A 16,637-nucleotide genomic window follows, 5' to 3' on the forward strand; every position below is an offset into this window, starting at 1 on the left:
CTCTCTTAAAAGTTGTCTCAGAAATCAGCTTACATCCATAAAATTGATAACTCAAATAAAAAACAGGCCCGTCAACAATGACGAGCCTGTTTGGCTACCTAATGATCATAGACATTAGATTGAATCCGATTATTTTTCAAGTTTCGTTTCCGAATTTGACGGTACATAAATTCATATTTTTGTTTTGCTAACTCTGTTTGCGCAATGATTTGATCATCTACATCAGCAACAGCCATTTGTGTTTGTTGCGCTTGATTCCAATCACGCTTTAAAAGATTAATCGACTTTAATAATTCTTCATCATAAATCTGTTTAAAATCTTTTCTTTTATTAAATCCAAACATTTGCATTCCTCACATCTCAGTCCGACCTTCAACTGCTTTGAACAATGTCATTTCATCAGCATATTCAATATCACTACCGACAGACAAGCCCCGAGCAAGTCGTGTTACTTTAATTCCAGCCGGTTTCAACAAACGGGCTAAATACATTGCCGTTGCGTCACCTTCGGGAGTTGCGTTAGTTGCCACAATTACTTCTTGAATTGCTTCATTTTTTTGTAAGCGCTGGATTAACGAACTGATATTAATATCGTCAGGTCCTTTACCTTCCATTGGCGAAAGTACCCCATGCAAAACGTGGTATAACCCTTTGTAATCTTTCATTTTTTCCATTGTAGCAACGTCTTTCGGTTGCTCGACAACAAGAATTTTTGATTGATCACGATTAGGGTCAGCACAGATATCACATGGGTCATTTTCTGTGATATTGCCACAGATTGAACAAAATTTAAGCTTTTCTTTTGTATCAGTTAAAGCTTCAGCAAAATTAAGCACATCATCTTTGTTCATATCAATCGTATAAAAAGCTAACCGTGTGGCGGTTTTTTTACCAATTCCAGGCAAGTGCATATAACTATCAATTAACTTTGCAACTGGTTCTGGATATTGCATTTAATTTTCCTCTTTATAATCCAGGAATATTCATTCCTTGCGTAAATTGACCCATCTTACTTTGAGTAGTGTCATCAATCTTAGCTAAAGCATCATTCACAGCACTTAAAACTAAATCTGATAACATATCAGGATCATCTGGATCAATTGCTTCTGCTTTAATTTGCATATCTTTCATTCGACGGTTACCACCAAATGTTACAGTAACTAATTCTTCTGGTGAAACTCCTGTAAATTCACTGTTTTCGATTTCACTTTGTTGTGCTGCCATTTTCTTTTGCATTTCTTGGGCTTGTTTCATAATCTTACCCATGTTCATACCATTCATACCCATGTTAAGTTCTCCTTTAATTATCTTCTACTTTTACTATATCATTTCCAAATAATTCTTGGGCCTTTTCAACCGCTTCATTTTTGGTTTGTTGCTCTTCTGTTACATTTTCTTTTCCAGGTTTGGAATGTTTTTCCACTGGATTATTGGCTAAGTATTCTTTTCTAATTCCAGGCCACTCATCAATTGGAACAAATATAATGTCTGGAACTTTACCAAATACACGATCCATCGCGTTTTGTAACGCATCCATTAGATCATTATCAGTACCCGCTTTTTGATAAAGAAAAGCATAATTAAATGCTACTACGATTCCATCAGCACTTGCAGCTACTGGTTTTGAAACATGCATCAATGCCCTTTGAGTAACTGACAAGAGGTTCATAACATCATCCCATTGACTTTGATATGCAGTTAAATTAGCACGGGTTGCTGACCCTAAAACCTTAGAAACTCTTTCAAAATCAACGGTTGCTTTGGGATTGTCATTTTTTGTGGCGGTTTCTCGAGGAACTGGTTTAGTCATAGTTTGAACGGGGGCTGCGTGCTTAACTTGTTCTAACTGTTTGGTTAACGCATCAATTTGCAACTGTAATTTTGAAACAACTTCTGTATCAACTGTTTTTTTAACATTTGGTTGGCTAACTGGAGTAGTTTCCGCCGGTTGATTAGCCAATTTAACTGTCAAAATATCGAGGTAAACATCTGGATGATAAGTTGAACGTAATTGACGCTGTACATCATTCATTGTTTCTACATAATAATAAACCTTAGAAGATTTGACCTTCTCAGCAATTTCTTTGAAATCATCACCAAGCAAACCTAATTCACTAGCTTCAACCATTTCTGAATCTTGTTTGTATAACAAAATATTTTGGCAATAATTAATTAGATCTTCAATAAACTGACTGGCATCTTTTCCATTATTTAAAATCGCTTGGACTTCTTTTAAACCAACCCTTACGTCACCGTTGATAATTGCTTGCATGTAAGCTTGCAAATCATCGCGAGCAACACTTCCAGTCACTTGTAAGGCACTGTCATAAGTAATTTCATCATCACTGTAAGAAAGCACTTGGTCCAAGATACTCAAAGCATCCCGCATTCCACCTTCAGCACTTTTAGCAATAACTTTTAAAGCACGATCATCGTACTTAATTTTCTTTGAATCTAAGATTTTCTCCATTTGTTCTAAGATATCTTTGGCTTGAATCCGTTTAAAGTCAAATCGTTGGACCCTAGAAATGATGGTAGCAGGAATCTTATGTGGTTCAGTTGTTGCTAAGATAAATATCACATGTTCAGGAGGCTCTTCCAAGGTCTTTAATAAGGCATTAAAAGCCCCAATGGAAAGCATATGAACTTCATCAATAATATAAACTTTATATTTTGCTTCAGTGGGAGCATATTTTGCCTTATCGCGAATGTTACGAATCTCTTCAACCCCATTGTTAGAGGCCGCATCAATTTCAATCACATCATTAAGTGAACCGTTGTTAATGGCAACACAAATGTCACATTCATTACAAGGTTCCCCATCTTTTAAATGTTCACAGTTAACCGCTTTAGCTAAAATCTTTGCAGTTGAAGTCTTCCCAGTTCCACGAGGTCCGTTAAACAGATAAGCATGGCTAATCTGGTCAGTTACCAAAGCGTTTTTTAATGTTTGTGTAATGACCTGTTGACCAACAATTTCATCAAATCGTTGGGGTCTCCAGACCCGATATAAAGCTTGATAACCCATGAAGAACTTCCTTTCTTTTTGTTTTTAGACTGTTACTATTATAGCTTGATTACGATTTAAATACCAAATTAATTGACATGAAAAAAACTTCCAGTCGAATGACTGAAAGTTTATAAGCATAAAAAAAGAAGCACAAGACAGAGAAAACTTAGTGCTGCTTCCTTCCGGACCTGACACGGTTCGTAATTCCATCTTTGCTTCATGCCTTGCGGCAAATACTATATTATCTTATTCTCTGTTTTTTGTCTAGTGATTACGTCGTTTTCGCTTACTTTTAAAAAATTTCTTCATTATATGAGCAGAATTATCTGCTTTTACTCCAGCAATTACTTCTACTTGATGGTTTTGTCGTGAATCAGTAAGGACATTATAAAGACTACCAACTGCCCCACCTTTTTGGTTCATAGCGCCGTAAACAACTCGATCAATCCGAGCATTTAAAATAGCACCTGCACACATTACGCAAGGTTCAATCGTTACGTAAAGCGTGCAATCAGTTAACCGCCAACTCTTTAATTCAGTACAAGCTGCTTCAATTGCAATGATTTCAGCGTGTTGCGTAGCCATTTCACTATGTTCACGTAGATTATGCGCAGTCGCAATCACTTTTCCATCTTTAACGATGGCAGCCCCAATTGGTACTTCTCCGATTTGAGCCGCAAAGTTAGCCTCACGCAAAGCAACTTCCATAAAATTTTGATCAATTTCTGTCATCTATTTAATCCACTTTTCTACTTAACAAAATGTAATAACCTTTGTCACGAGTTACAATTTCAACATTACCAAAAATCTTTTTCATTAATTTTTTGGCAGACGGTGCTCCTTGTTTTTTTTGTAATACAACCGTTAACGTTCCATCTTTTTCTAAATGATCGTATGATCCAGTAATCATTGCATCTACGACTTCTTTGCCTGCTCGAACTGGTGGATTAGTAATGATGGCAGCAAATTTACCTTCTACGTTTTCATAAACGTTCGAAGCAAAAATCGAAACATTTTCAATTTGATTCTGTTCTGCATTTCGTTTTGCTAAAGATAAAGCTAAATTATTTACGTCAACCATGGTAAAATTACGGTCTGGGTTATTTTTTGCTAAAAACAAACCAATTGGTCCATAACCACAACCTAAATCTAAAACATTACCAGCTGGAATGTTTTTTAAATCAACTGCGTTAATCAAAACTCGTGATCCATAGTCAATGGTGCTTTTAGAAAACACACCGTTATCTGAAACAAAACTAAGCGTGTAATTCAATAAGGTATATTCCCAATGTTTTTCATCATGTTGAACATCTGGATTTTCTGTGTAATAAAAGTTGTTCATGATAGCACGTCCTCAAAAATATTTTTTAGTTTCACACACTATATATAGCGTGTTTCTCAAGTGCACACTCCATATATGGTGTGTTTTCATTTGAAAGATTAAGTGTTCGTAGTAAAATCTATTATATCGTATAAACAGGAGATGAAGATTATGAATTCAATTACAGTATTTACTAAAAACAATTGTATCCAATGTAAAATGACTAAGCGTTTCCTTGAGGAACACAACATCGATTTCGTAGAAAAAAACACTTCTGAAAACCCAGAATTTGTTACCTACTTAAAAGAGTTAGGTTTCCAAGTAGTTCCAGTTGTTGAAGTCGAAGGTGCCGAATCATTTACTGGTTTTAGACCTGATTGCCTAAACAAACTAGTAGCAGAATTCGCTTAACATTATATTACCTATTATACACAACAAGGAGCACTAGGAATATGTCGCTAAAAGACCAAACTGATGTTAGTTATTATAGATTAAATAACGAGATCAACATCCCATCAAAAGATGGAAAAATTAGACTAGAAAAAGATAAAGAAGCCCTAGATGCTTTTATTAAAGAAAACGTGATTCCTAATACCGTAAAGTTTGATTCTTTAAAGGATCGTTTGGATTACTTAACTAAAAATAACTACATTGAAGCTAGCTTTTTAGAAAAGTATCCTTTTTCATTTATTGAAAAACTTTACCAATACTTAGAGGATCAACATTTTACCTTTAAATCATTTATGGCTGCCTATAAATTTTATGCACAATATGCCTTAAAAACAAATGATGGTAATCAATATCTTGAAAGATACATTGATCGGACTGCAATGAACGCCCTCTTTTTAGCTGACGGTGATCAAGAATTAGCAATGCGTTTAGCTGATGAATTAATTCACCAACGTTTCCAACCAGCTACGCCAACTTTCTTAAACGCTGGAAAAAAACGGCGTGGAGAATTAATTTCATGTTTCTTAATCCAAACTACTGATGATATGAATAGTATCGGAAGAACCATTAATTCGGCCTTACAACTCTCTAAAATTGGTGGAGGTGTAGGAATTAACCTTTCTAACCTTCGTGCTGCTGGAGATCCAATTAAGCACATTCAAGGCGCTGCTAGTGGAGTAATGCCAGTCATGAAACTGTTAGAAGACAGTTTTACCTACTCAAATCAATTAGGCCAACGTCAAGGTGCTGGTGTTGTTTATCTTAGTGTCTTTCATCCTGATATTATTGACTTTCTTTCAGTTAAAAAAGAAAATGCTGATGAAAAAATTCGAGTTAATACCTTATCTTTAGGACTAACCGTTCCTGATAAGTTTTATGAACTTGCTAAAAATGATCAAGATATGTATCTCTTTAGCCCTTATGATGTGGAAAAAGAATATGGAGTTCCATTCTCTTACGTTGACATCACTAAAGAATATGACAATTTAGTTGCTAACGAAAACATCCGCAAGAAAAAAATGAAGGCTCGTGATTTAGAAACCGAAATCGGTAAATTACAACAAGAATCCGGTTATCCTTACATCATGAACATTGATACTGCTAACCGGGAAAAACCAGTTGCCGGTAAAATTGTCATGAGTAACTTGTGTTCTGAAATTATGCAAGTGCAAACCCCATCAATCATTAATGACTTGCAACAGTATGACCAATTAGGGACTGATATTTCATGTAACCTAGGTTCAACAAACGTCGTTAATTTGATGAAATCAGATGATTTTGGTGAATCTGTTAACACAATGGTGCGTGCCTTAACCTACGTGACCGATGAAAGTAAAATTGATGTTGTTCCTTCAATTAGAAGAGGAAATGATTTAAGCCATTCGATTGGACTTGGTGCCATGGGTCTTCACTCATTTCTCGCTTTAAATCATATGTATTACGGTTCGCCTGAATCAATCGAATTTACTGGTGTTTACTTTATGCTCTTGAACTACTGGACTCTAGTTGCATCTAACAAGATTGCTAAAGAACGCGGTAAGTCATTCCATAACTTTGAAAACAGTAAATATGCAGATGGTACTTATTTTGATAAGTACACCGCCAAAGATTGGGGTCCCCAATCAGAAAAAGTTAAGGACCTCTTCAAGGGTACCTTTGTGCCTTCTGAAAAAGACTGGGAAGAGCTTAAGAAGTCAGTTATGACTTATGGTTTATATCATCAAAACCGGATGGCAGTTGCTCCTAATGGTTCAACAGCCTACATTGGTGACGCTACCGCAAGTATTGCCCCAATCGTTAGTCGAATTGAAGAACGACAAGATGCTAAAATTGGAACAATTTTTTATCCCGTTCCTTACCTTTCAAACGATACCCTTCCATATTATGAATCAGCTTATGATATTGATATGCGTAAAGAAATCGATATCTTTGCTGAAGCCCAAAAACACGTTGATCAAAGTTTAAGTATGACCCTCTTCATGCGTTCTACCATTCCTGAAGGGATGTACGAATGGAAAAATGGTCGTGATCCAAAGATGTCAACACGTGATTTAACAATCTTAAGAAATTATGCTTACCATAAAGGCATTAAATCAATTTACTACGTTAGAACTTTCACTGATAACAACGACACAGTTGGTGCTAACGAATGTCAAAGCTGTGTCATTTAGGAGGATTATATCAATGAATATGAACGAAATTTTAACGGGTAAGTTAAAGGGTAATTACAAAGCCATTAACTGGAATCGAGTTGATGACGATGTTGATGAAGCAACCTGGCACAAACTTACAGAACAATTTTGGTTAGATACCCGAGTACCAGTTTCTAACGATTTAAAAGATTGGCGTGAACTTGATGACGATCACAAATGGCTCGTTGGACATGTCTTTGGTGGATTAACTTTATTAGATACCCTTCAATCTCAAGATGGAATGGCATCATTAAGAGCAGATGCACATACTCAACATGAAGTTGCGGTATTAAACAATATTCAATTCATGGAATCAGTCCATGCTAAAAGCTATTCTACAATCTTTTCAACTTTAAACACTCCTAAAGAAATCAATGAAATTTTTGACTGGAGTGATTCTGAAGAATTTTTACAAAGCAAAACCAAAAGAATTTATAACCTTTATCATAATGATGAACACCCATTAAAAAAGAAAATTTCAAGTGTATTTCTAGAAACCTTTCTCTTTTACTCTGGATTCTTCACCCCACTTTGGTATCTAGGTCATAATAAATTGACCAATGTGGCTGAAATCATCAAGTTAATTATTCGGGATGAATCAGTTCACGGTACCTATGTTGGTTACAAATTTCAGATTCAATTTAATCAATTAAGTCCTAATGAACAAGCTGAACTTAAAGATTGGATGTATAACTTCCTTTATGACTTATACGAAAACGAGGTTAATTACACCCATCTTTTATATGATAAAACTGGTTTAACAGATAAAGTGCTTACTTTCATCCGTTACAATGCCAATAAAGCTTTAATGAACTTGGGTCAAGACCCAATGTTTCCAGATACTGCTGAAGATGTTAACCCCGTTGTGATGAACGGAATTTCAACTTCAACAGTTAATCATGACTTCTTCTCAGAAGTTGGAAATGGTTATCGTCTTGGTAATGTTGAAGCAATGTCAGATGATGATTATCTATTTGGTTCTTGGGAAGATAAACACAAAAATAAATAAATTTTAAATAGTAAAAGAGCCACTTCAATGAAGTGGCTCTTTTTTTAAACTATTTTTCACTATATTTCTTAAAATTAGTTTTAATAAAATCAGCTGAATTTTGTAATTTTTCTTTTTCCTCATCCGTTAAATTAAGTGATACATCATCTAAGACACCATCACGTCCAACTACCACAGGATATGACAAATAAGAATCATAGTCTTTTCGATAATTAGAGACTGGTAAAACAGTATGTGCGTCAGAAAGAACTACATTAGCTAATCGAACTGCTGCAGTAGCAACTCCATAACTTGTGTACCCTTTTCCTTTAAAAATGGTATAACCTCCATGACGGGCTTCGTTATCTAAAGCATCTAAATCTAAGTGACGTTCTTTTGCTAATTCGGTTAATGGCTTATCTAAAGCACGAACCGTTGACCAAGCAGTAAATTGAGAATTACCATGTTCACCTAGGTTATATCCTGTTACCGAACGGGAATCAAGATTTAGTTTTTCGGCGACAGCACGTTTCATTCGCGCTGAATCCAAGAGCGTTCCAGTCCCAATCACATGCTTTTTAGGCAAGCCAGTAATCTGCTGATAAAGTGAAGTAATCACATCAACTGGATTAGTAATGGCAATGATGATTCCATTAAAGCCTGAATCACGGATCTTAGCTGCCACGGATTTAACTTGTTCACTATTGTAAGCAAGTTCAGAAAAACGATCTTCTTTGGCACCATCATTCAAGCGGATATTTCCTAAAGCAGAAATAATTACATCAGCATCTTTTAAAGCGGCATAATCATTAACTGTGATATTAGTGTGAAATGGTAAATTGGGCATTGCTTCTCGAAAGTCAATTGCATCTGCATTTACTTTAGCCTCATTTTTATCAATTAAAACTAAATCGTCGGCAAAGTCATTTGTCACAATATAATGTGCTACTGTTGAACCAACGTGTCCATCTCCGATAATTCCAATTTTTCTTGTCATATTATAAATATCCTCCTATTATTATCATTGCTAATCATTTTAACAGTTTATTTTTAAAATACCATTAATTTTTAATGATTTCAGTTATTTGTTCGATATCTTGGGGTGTAGTACGGCAGCAACCACCGATAATGTTCGCTCCTTCTGCAAGCCATCGCGGTACTTCCTGTTCAAAAGTATCAGTATGAGGGACTGAAGTCCAAGTTTTAGTTTGCGGATCATAAATATCACCCGGATTAGGATAAACTACAATTGGTAAATCAGTGAGATGATGCATCAAACTTACAATGGGAGTAATATTTTCAATTTTGGTACAATTTACTCCAATTCCACTAATGCCTGATTGCTTTCCTAACCAAATAATTACATCACGTAAAGGAGTCCCATCACTTAAAGTATTTTCATCTTTCACACTTAAACTAATCCAATACGGAATTTTATTCGGTAAATCATTAATTATTTTTACCACAGATTTAATTTCTGCAAAATTAGGCATTGTATCAACGGAAATTAAATCAGACCCAGCATTAATTAGAGTTTTAATTTTTTCTTGATGAAACTTTTGGTATTCAGCAAATGATAAATCATATGCACCTGTATATTCTGCCCCATTAGCTAAATAAGCTCCGTAAGGACCAACACATCCAGCAACTAAACCAGCTGGATTAAAATCATCACGCGCTTGTTTAGCTAGCTCTACACCCTTTTTAATTAGGTCAAGTGCTTGATCGTGATTAATTCCAACTTTAGCAAAAGCCGCAACATTAGCTTGATAAGTATCAGTAATCGCAATGTCTGCACCTGCTTTAAAATAGTCCGCATGAACTTGATAAATTGATTTTGGATTATTAATCAAGGCATTTGCTGACCACAACAAATCATTGGTTTTTACACCTAATTTTTCTAATTCAGTTCCCATTGCCCCATCTAAGACAAGTTTCTCTTGTAATCGTTTTTCAACTGAAGTTTTAGTCATTTTTGATTTCTCACTTTTTATCATATCTAATTTTGATTTCATAAAAAACATAACAAATTACAACAAATGGAACGGTGTAATAAAGCGCTACCCTTTGATTAGGATCAACCCAAATCAATATACATGATAAGAAACATAAAATAAATGCTGCTAATGGTGTCCATGGATAAAATGGGGTTCGATAAACTAAGTCACGAACGTCTTTTCCACTTGCAACATAATGCTTTCTAAATTGTAATTCTGACAAGGCAATTGCCATCCAAACAAAAACCACTGCTAAACCAGAGATAGAAACTAGAACTAAATAAACTGATCCAGCCGCATATACCGCTGAAAATAGTGCAAAAACTCCTCCAATCATACTGGCGATTAAAGCATAAATAGGAATTTCTTTTCGATTAGTTTGCTTAAAAATTTTAGGAATAATTCCTTCATTTGCTAATGACCATAACATTCTTGTTGAGGCATATAATCCAGAATTAGCAGCCGAAATAATGGCAGTTAAAACCACAAAATTCATAATATCGGCGGCAAACGGAATTCCCATCTCAGAAAAGATTAAGACAAAGGGACTTTGAGTAACTCCAGCTTGTTTATACGAAATCAAGGAGCTCATCACGATCATACTCCCAATAAAAAAGAGAATTAAACGCCATAAAGTCGTTTTAATTGCTTTTGGAATTGTGGTAGCTGGATTTTTAGTTTCTCCTGCAGTAATTCCAATTAACTCAGTTCCTGAAAAAGCAAAGTTAACGGTTAACATGGTTGTGAATACTCCACCAAAACCATTTGGAAACAAACCATGTTCATAAAAATTTTTGAATCCAATCAGTTGATGGTTTCCATGAAAACTAAAGATTCCAAAAATGGCACCTGCCCCTAATAAAATAAACGCAACAATGACAGCAACTTTGATACTTGAAAACCAAAATTCGGTCTCAGCAAACCATTTTACTGAAAAAGCATTAATCGCAAAAATTAAAATCATGAATAACAAGCTCCATATCCAAGTGCCAATATAAGATAGCGACGACAAAACCAGCACTCTTTCCTAAATATTTTTGTGCATAAACATGAAATGATCCAGTTTCTGGCATTGCTACTGAAAGTTCTCCTAAACAAAGCATTACTAAGTAAACAATTACTGCCCCAATTAAATAAGCCAAAATTGTTCCAACTGGACCTGCTTCATGAATTGTATAACCAGAGCTTAAAAATAAACCCGTTCCAATTCTCCTCCAAGTGAAATCATTAGTACTTGTCGTGAGGTCATTGCCCGTGATAAATGATTTTTATGTTCTTCTGCCATGCTATTCTCCTTTAAGATGTATCAAAAACAATAAAAAAACACCCATCCTAATCAAAGGACGAGTGCGCTCGTGTTACCACCTTAGTTCATATATTTTTTTCAAAATATATCTCTATAAGTTACACCGTTTAAAATGGTATAACTTTGTAATGGTATCGGTAACAAACCCGCTATTAGCTAACTATTCACTAATAAAGTTTTTTAAAGCCCATTTTCCAAATTGCTATTTCATTCTTTCACACCAACCAAGAATTCTCTGAGAAATTTTCATTTGTACTTAACTTCTACATCAATTATTTAATTATTATTGTTATTTCAAACAAGTAAAAACGAATTGCCAAACGAATAAAGCAAAAATAATTCGGAATAATCCGAATTATTTTATTTTTTCAACAGTGGACGTTCGTTAACAATTTGAAGAAGCTGTAACATTGTGAACACAAGTGAATTATTTTTACGATAAACGAAATATTTTGATTCCCATTTATCGACATATTTTTGTTTGTAAGACCGAAGTCCTTGGAAACTATAGAAAGCATCCCCATATTCATAAATTAAATGAGCAATTTTTTCGTTAATAAAACTAAAACGAGAATTACCCACATTTGCTAACGGAGCCATTCCTAAGTTAAACCAACGATAACCTTCTTCTTTAGAATAATTAAACAAATTAATGAAAATTCCATCCATAATTCCCGAAGGTGCTTCTTCACTTGATCTCATTAAATCAATTGAAGTCATGGCATGATCCCCAGTTGGCATAATGTTAGCGAATGCAACAATTTTGTCATTTTCATCACAAATTACAGCGATTGGAGCTTGGTTAAGGTAATAAGGATCAAAGAATCCTAATGAGAATCCCTTTTCATCACGGCCCTCTAACCATTCATCTGAAATTTTCTTCAAATCATTCATAGTTTCAGCAGAAAATGGTGGATTAATAATTTTAAATTTAAAACCATCTCGCTCAAACTTATGCATTAATGCACGTTCACCACGATGTTTTTTACCGACTAAAGTAAATGTCTCCAAGTCAACGTGTCCTTCTTCACCAGCTTTGATGAAATCAAAACCTTTATCATGAAGTAACATCGTTAATGATTCACCAACTTCATAAAATACCAAAGTTAGATCAACATTATCTACATCAATCATAAATTTATCAATGGCTTTATCTAATTTAGCTTGATTACCAAACGGTTCACCCATCACAATTAGCTTATTAGCTTTTTGTTTGTACATAAACACAATCTGGTCTTCGCCATCTTCAGTATAGAAATACACCTTTTTATCGCGAAGAAAAACTAAGTGACTAACTTCATTTCCACCAAATTGATCAATTACTTTTTTTACCCGTTCTTGATCAAATGGTTGGTTCATCCAAGGAGTATCGGAGTAAGAAAGAAAACGAATCAAACCATAAAGGATACAAATGGCAATGATAAATCCAATTAATCCAATTACCCAACCTTGTTGTGAAGGAAGTAAATATTCATTCGACATTTTAATGCCACCATGATCATGTCCCAGCACAAAACCAACTAAACAATAAACTGCAAAAGAAACCACAAAGATTCCCGCATCTGTAATAGCTGCTCCCCAAGAGTATGTTAAGCGATCACGGTACATTCCCTTACGAGAAAAAATTAAACAAATTAAAATAAATGCTAAGAAAATCGCTAATCGAATTGGAAAGTCTTCTTTCCAAAGTGTATTTCCAATTGCAAAAAGCAAAAGAAATACAGTTGGCCAAAACGCTTTTTTAACTCGCAAACCTACTCCTCTAGCTAACCCAATTAGCAAGCATCCAATGATTACATTGGAAAGTTGGCTTAAGAAATATAAGGTAAATGGTGCCAAAGAATTATAAAGCGGATTTAACAAGACCATGTTAGGAACAGTAGCCAATAAAATCATCATAATCCCAGAAAAATACATAAAAATCGTAATAATTAACTGGGATGACCTTTGAATAATACTAGCAGGAATTTCATCTAAAAACTTGTTAAAACGGCCGGCTAATTCAATTCCAAACAAAAATGCTCCGATTCCAAATGGAATAAAGTAATAAAAAATTCGATAAAGTAATAGCCAAACGGTTGCAAGGGTTGGAGAGATTCCTAATTCACTAAGTCCAAGAATCATCATGGTATCAAAAGTTCCAAGTCCACCTGGAAGCATTGAAATAACTCCAAAAACATTGGCAGCAAAAAACATTGGAATCACATTCCAGATGTCAATGTGAAGATTCATAAAATCCCCAATCACTAAGAACAAAGCTACACACGAACCCCATTCTAAACATGATCCAAGAATTAATTTAAGTTCTCTTCGAATCGTTAAATCAGCAAAAAATTCAGAATTGCTAAATCTAGTAAATAAGAAAACAATTGGGAAATATGCTCCCCCACCCAATAACCAAATCCAATCTCCGGCAAAGCGATTTCCAATCCCAAAACCGAAAATCAGCACTAATGAAATTAAACAATAAGTTGACAATCCCGCAAGTAAAAATAGGGCCACTTTAGAAATTGCATAAACAATTTGTTTCTTACTAGCGTCTTTACTATAAAAGTTAGCTCGCAAGCTGGCTCCTAAAAAACCACCAAATCCAGCGATATTAGTAAAGGTGTTAGTTATCCAACCACTTTTTATTACATACAAAGGTTTAAACTTAACAGGTAAAAATTCTGTAAAAGTAAAATCATAGATTAGCATGGGAGTAACAGCAAGTAAACCCAAAATTGTTAAAATTAATAAGTGCTGTGGTGACTGTGAAGCCAAGCTTTGTTTCATTTGTTGTCCATTAATTTCTTTTAAAATACTATGGGCTTCAAATACAACGAAAGCTGCTACCACTATTAAAAAAATAATTTTAATTACATTTAGATACTTATTAAAGAAATCAATAAATTTTTTAAAGAATGCTTTCAAATGGTTCCTCCAAAAAATCTTCAAATAACGATAGGTAGTAAAAAAGGGATGTGTGATTTCACACATCCCTTTTATATAAAGACTAGTTACTATTTAAGAGTAACAGTTGCGCCTTGGGCTTCAAGTTTTTCCTTGATGTCGTTAGCTTCGTCTTCTGAAAGACCTTCTTTAACCATTGATGGTGCGTTATCAACGATTCCTTTACATTCTTTAAGACCAAGACCAGTGATACCTTTAAGTTCCTTGATAACTTTGATCTTACCAGCACCAGCAGAAGTTAATTCTACATCGAAAGTGCTCTTAGCAGCAGCGGCACCAGCAGCACCAGCAGCAGCAACTGGAGCAGAAGCTGAAACGTCAAATTCGTCTTCGATTGCTTTAACCAAATCGTTTAAATCAGTGATTGAAGCATCTTTTAATTGAGCAATAATGTTATCTTTTTCAAAAGCCATGTTAAATTCCTCCTAATAGGACATTTATATTTTTATTATTCAGCGTCTTCTTCAGACTTGCTGTCTGCAACAGCCTTAACGGCATATGCAACGTTACGAACAGGTGCTTGTAAGATATTTGCAAGAGTAGCAAGTAATTCTTCATGACTTGGTAATGTAGCAAATTCATTAATCTTTTCAATACCTGCAACTTCACCTTCGATAATTCCACCCTTGATTACAAGAGCATCATTTTCATCAGCAAATTTTTTCAAAATCTTAGCAGGTGCAACGGCATCTTCGTGAGAAAATGCAACGGCACTTGGTCCATTAAAGACTGATTTTAAATCATCATGACCACTTTGATCAGCAGCACGTTCTAAAATCTTGTTTTTAATAACCATAAGTTTAACACCACTATCACGTAATTCCTTACGTAATTCAGTGTCTTGAGCAACAGTCAAACCACGAGAATCAACTACAATTGCTGAAACAGCTTCTTCAAAGTCTTTAGCAATTTCGTCAACCTTTTTGGCTTTGGCATCAATAACTTCTTTTTTTGGCATAAATTTTCACCTCCCAATGAAATTTGGAACCTATAAAAAAATCCCTATGTTCGCCAAAACATAGAGAAAAGTCGTTAAACTCCTCGGCAGGCATTAATTAAGGCTTTAAAAGCCACCTGAGTCTTAGGCGAATCATATTATACTAATAATTTACCATAGGAAAATTAATTAGTCAATACAGGGATTTAATTTTTAGGTCAGTACTTTAAAATGATTCAGGTGAAACTTTAACACCAGGACCAAAAGTTGATGAAACAGAAATGTTTTGAATGTAAGTACCGTGAACAGAAGCAGGACGGTTTTTAACCAAAATGCTTTCAACAGTCTTAAAGTTTTCAACTAACTTATCTGTATCAAATGATTTTTTACCAATTGCAACAGCAATGTTACCATCACGATCAGTACGGTAAGTAACCTTACCAGCTTTGGCTTCAGAAACGGCCTTTGTAACATCCATAGTTACAGTACCAGTCTTAGGGTTAGGCATTAAACCTTTAGGTCCAAGCACACGTCCTAAACGACCAACTTGAGCCATCATATCAGGAGTTGAAACGGCAACATCAAAGTCCATCCAACCGTCCATGATCTTTTGTGCTAAGTCTTCTTCACCAACAACGTCTGCACCGGCTGCTTCAGCTTCTTTAGCTTTATCACCCTTAGCAAATACAATAACTTTTTGATCTTTACCAGTACCATTAGGTAAAACTACGGCACCACGTAATTGTTGATCAGCTTGTTTTGTATCAACGTTTAATTTAATAACAACTTCGATTGAATCATCAAAGTTGGCAACATCTAATTTTTGAACAAGTGCAACTGCTTCATCGACTGGGTATGCAATACTCTTATCGATTTGTTCAGCAGCATCTCTATACTTCTTACCTCTTTTACGAGCCATGTGATTTCCTCCTTGCAATGTGGTCCAACGGAATCAAGTTCCTCCCACTTCAAGTATTACCTTTTGATAATACAGCGACTACTACGGGTTTAGAATTAACCTTCGACAGTGAATCCCATACTACGTGCAGTACCTTCAATCATACGCATAGCTGCTTCAACATCAGCTGCGTTTAGATCTTGCATTTTAGTTTCAGCGATTTCCTTCACTTGAGCTTTGGTTACGCTAGCAACCTTCTTAGTGTTAGGTTCACCAGAACCAGATTCAACACCAGCAGCTTTCTTTAAAAGAATAGCGGCAGGTGGAGTCTTAGTAATGAAACTAAATGAGTGATCTTCAAATACGGTAATTACAACCGGAATAAGCATTCCTGCTTGATCAGCAGTACGTGCATTAAAATCCTTTGTAAATTCCATAATGTTCACACCAGCTTGACCCAATGCAGGTCCAACTGGAGGAGCAGGTGTTGCTTTACCCGCTGCAATTTGTAACTTTACAATATCTACTACTTTTTTAGCCACGAGACAAACCTCCTTAAGTCCGTGTGTGGTAAATGAAGATGAAA

16 protein-coding genes, 1 other RNA gene, 1 pseudogene and 2 other annotated features are annotated in these 16,637 nt (G+C 35.2%); of the genes and pseudogenes, 3 read left to right on the forward strand and 15 right to left on the reverse strand.

Annotated elements, in window-relative coordinates; translation table 11 throughout:
* Positions 1-98: 98 nt before the first annotated feature.
* From FD36_RS03765 to FD36_RS03790, 7 genes are all read right to left on the reverse strand, one after another.
* Positions 99-344, reverse strand: a complete 246-nt coding sequence (locus FD36_RS03765; protein ID WP_056958103.1) for a YaaL family protein — start codon at positions 342-344, stop codon at positions 99-101.
* Between the two features lie 9 nt (positions 345-353).
* Positions 354-953 (reverse strand): recombination mediator RecR, encoded by a 600-nt coding sequence (gene recR / locus FD36_RS03770; protein ID WP_014081781.1) that lies wholly within the window; start codon positions 951-953, stop codon positions 354-356.
* Positions 954-966: 13 nt separating this feature from the next.
* Entirely contained in the window at positions 967-1,287 is a 321-nt protein-coding gene (locus tag FD36_RS03775; RefSeq protein WP_081462397.1) for a YbaB/EbfC family nucleoid-associated protein, read from the reverse strand.
* Between the two features lie 13 nt (positions 1,288-1,300).
* A complete protein-coding gene (gene dnaX, locus FD36_RS03780; protein ID WP_056958106.1) occupies positions 1,301-3,028 on the reverse strand; it encodes a DNA polymerase III subunit gamma/tau in 1,728 nt (575 codons plus the stop codon).
* A gap of 112 nt (positions 3,029-3,140) precedes the next feature.
* Positions 3,141-3,239, reverse strand: an RNA gene (ffs, locus tag FD36_RS06490) — signal recognition particle sRNA small type.
* A 35-nt stretch (positions 3,240-3,274) separates the two neighbouring features.
* The gene (tadA, locus tag FD36_RS03785) at positions 3,275-3,742 is read right to left on the reverse strand and encodes a tRNA adenosine(34) deaminase TadA (RefSeq protein WP_056958108.1); all 468 of its coding nucleotides are present in this window, start codon (positions 3,740-3,742) and stop codon (positions 3,275-3,277) included.
* 4 nt (positions 3,743-3,746) lie between these two features.
* On the reverse strand, positions 3,747-4,352 hold the full coding sequence (locus tag FD36_RS03790; protein WP_014081777.1) for a class I SAM-dependent methyltransferase: 606 nt from the start codon (positions 4,350-4,352) through the stop codon (positions 3,747-3,749).
* A gap of 150 nt (positions 4,353-4,502) precedes the next feature.
* Here FD36_RS03790 and nrdH point away from each other — a divergent pair, with 150 nt between their 5' ends.
* Genes nrdH through nrdF form a run of 3 tightly spaced genes read left to right on the forward strand, consistent with a single transcriptional unit; the run spans position 4,503 to position 7,982 of the window.
* The gene (nrdH, locus tag FD36_RS03795) at positions 4,503-4,742 is read left to right on the forward strand and encodes a glutaredoxin-like protein NrdH (RefSeq protein WP_056958111.1); all 240 of its coding nucleotides are present in this window, start codon (positions 4,503-4,505) and stop codon (positions 4,740-4,742) included.
* A 41-nt stretch (positions 4,743-4,783) separates the two neighbouring features.
* On the forward strand, positions 4,784-6,952 hold the full coding sequence (gene nrdE / locus FD36_RS03800; protein ID WP_056958113.1) for a class 1b ribonucleoside-diphosphate reductase subunit alpha: 2,169 nt from the start codon (positions 4,784-4,786) through the stop codon (positions 6,950-6,952).
* Positions 6,953-6,965: 13 nt separating this feature from the next.
* On the forward strand, positions 6,966-7,982 hold the full coding sequence (nrdF, locus tag FD36_RS03805; RefSeq protein WP_180996135.1) for a class 1b ribonucleoside-diphosphate reductase subunit beta: 1,017 nt from the start codon (positions 6,966-6,968) through the stop codon (positions 7,980-7,982).
* A 49-nt stretch (positions 7,983-8,031) separates the two neighbouring features.
* Here the strand turns inward: nrdF and FD36_RS03810 are convergent, their stop codons facing one another.
* From FD36_RS03810 to rplK, 8 genes and pseudogenes are all read right to left on the reverse strand, one after another.
* Positions 8,032-8,958: an L-lactate dehydrogenase gene (locus FD36_RS03810; RefSeq protein WP_056958115.1), complete on the reverse strand. Its 927-nt coding sequence runs from the start codon at positions 8,956-8,958 to the stop codon at positions 8,032-8,034.
* Between the two features lie 64 nt (positions 8,959-9,022).
* Positions 9,023-9,934 carry a homocysteine S-methyltransferase gene (gene mmuM / locus FD36_RS03815; RefSeq protein ID WP_056958152.1) on the reverse strand — a complete coding sequence of 304 codons (912 nt, stop codon included), beginning with the start codon at positions 9,932-9,934 and terminating at the stop codon, positions 9,023-9,025.
* 10 nt (positions 9,935-9,944) lie between these two features.
* Positions 9,945-11,243, reverse strand: a pseudogene (locus FD36_RS03820) (amino acid permease).
* A 51-nt stretch (positions 11,244-11,294) separates the two neighbouring features.
* Positions 11,295-11,542, reverse strand: a binding site (T-box leader).
* An 82-nt stretch (positions 11,543-11,624) separates the two neighbouring features.
* Positions 11,625-14,177, reverse strand: a complete 2,553-nt coding sequence (mprF, locus tag FD36_RS03825) for a bifunctional lysylphosphatidylglycerol flippase/synthetase MprF (protein WP_056958117.1) — start codon at positions 14,175-14,177, stop codon at positions 11,625-11,627.
* Between the two features lie 89 nt (positions 14,178-14,266).
* Positions 14,267-14,629 carry a 50S ribosomal protein L7/L12 gene (rplL, locus tag FD36_RS03830; protein ID WP_014081768.1) on the reverse strand — a complete coding sequence of 121 codons (363 nt, stop codon included), beginning with the start codon at positions 14,627-14,629 and terminating at the stop codon, positions 14,267-14,269.
* 35 nt (positions 14,630-14,664) lie between these two features.
* The gene (gene rplJ, locus FD36_RS03835) at positions 14,665-15,174 is read right to left on the reverse strand and encodes a 50S ribosomal protein L10 (protein ID WP_014081767.1); all 510 of its coding nucleotides are present in this window, start codon (positions 15,172-15,174) and stop codon (positions 14,665-14,667) included.
* 26 nt (positions 15,175-15,200) lie between these two features.
* Positions 15,201-15,320, reverse strand: a sequence feature (ribosomal protein L10 leader region).
* A 59-nt stretch (positions 15,321-15,379) separates the two neighbouring features.
* Positions 15,380-16,072 (reverse strand): 50S ribosomal protein L1, encoded by a 693-nt coding sequence (gene rplA / locus FD36_RS03840; protein ID WP_014081766.1) that lies wholly within the window; start codon positions 16,070-16,072, stop codon positions 15,380-15,382.
* Positions 16,073-16,167: 95 nt separating this feature from the next.
* On the reverse strand, positions 16,168-16,593 hold the full coding sequence (gene rplK, locus FD36_RS03845) for a 50S ribosomal protein L11 (protein WP_041817634.1): 426 nt from the start codon (positions 16,591-16,593) through the stop codon (positions 16,168-16,170).
* Positions 16,594-16,637 lie beyond the last annotated feature (44 nt).

This window comes from Fructilactobacillus sanfranciscensis DSM 20451 (genome assembly GCF_001436035.1).
Taxonomy (GTDB): domain Bacteria; phylum Bacillota; class Bacilli; order Lactobacillales; family Lactobacillaceae; genus Fructilactobacillus; species Fructilactobacillus sanfranciscensis.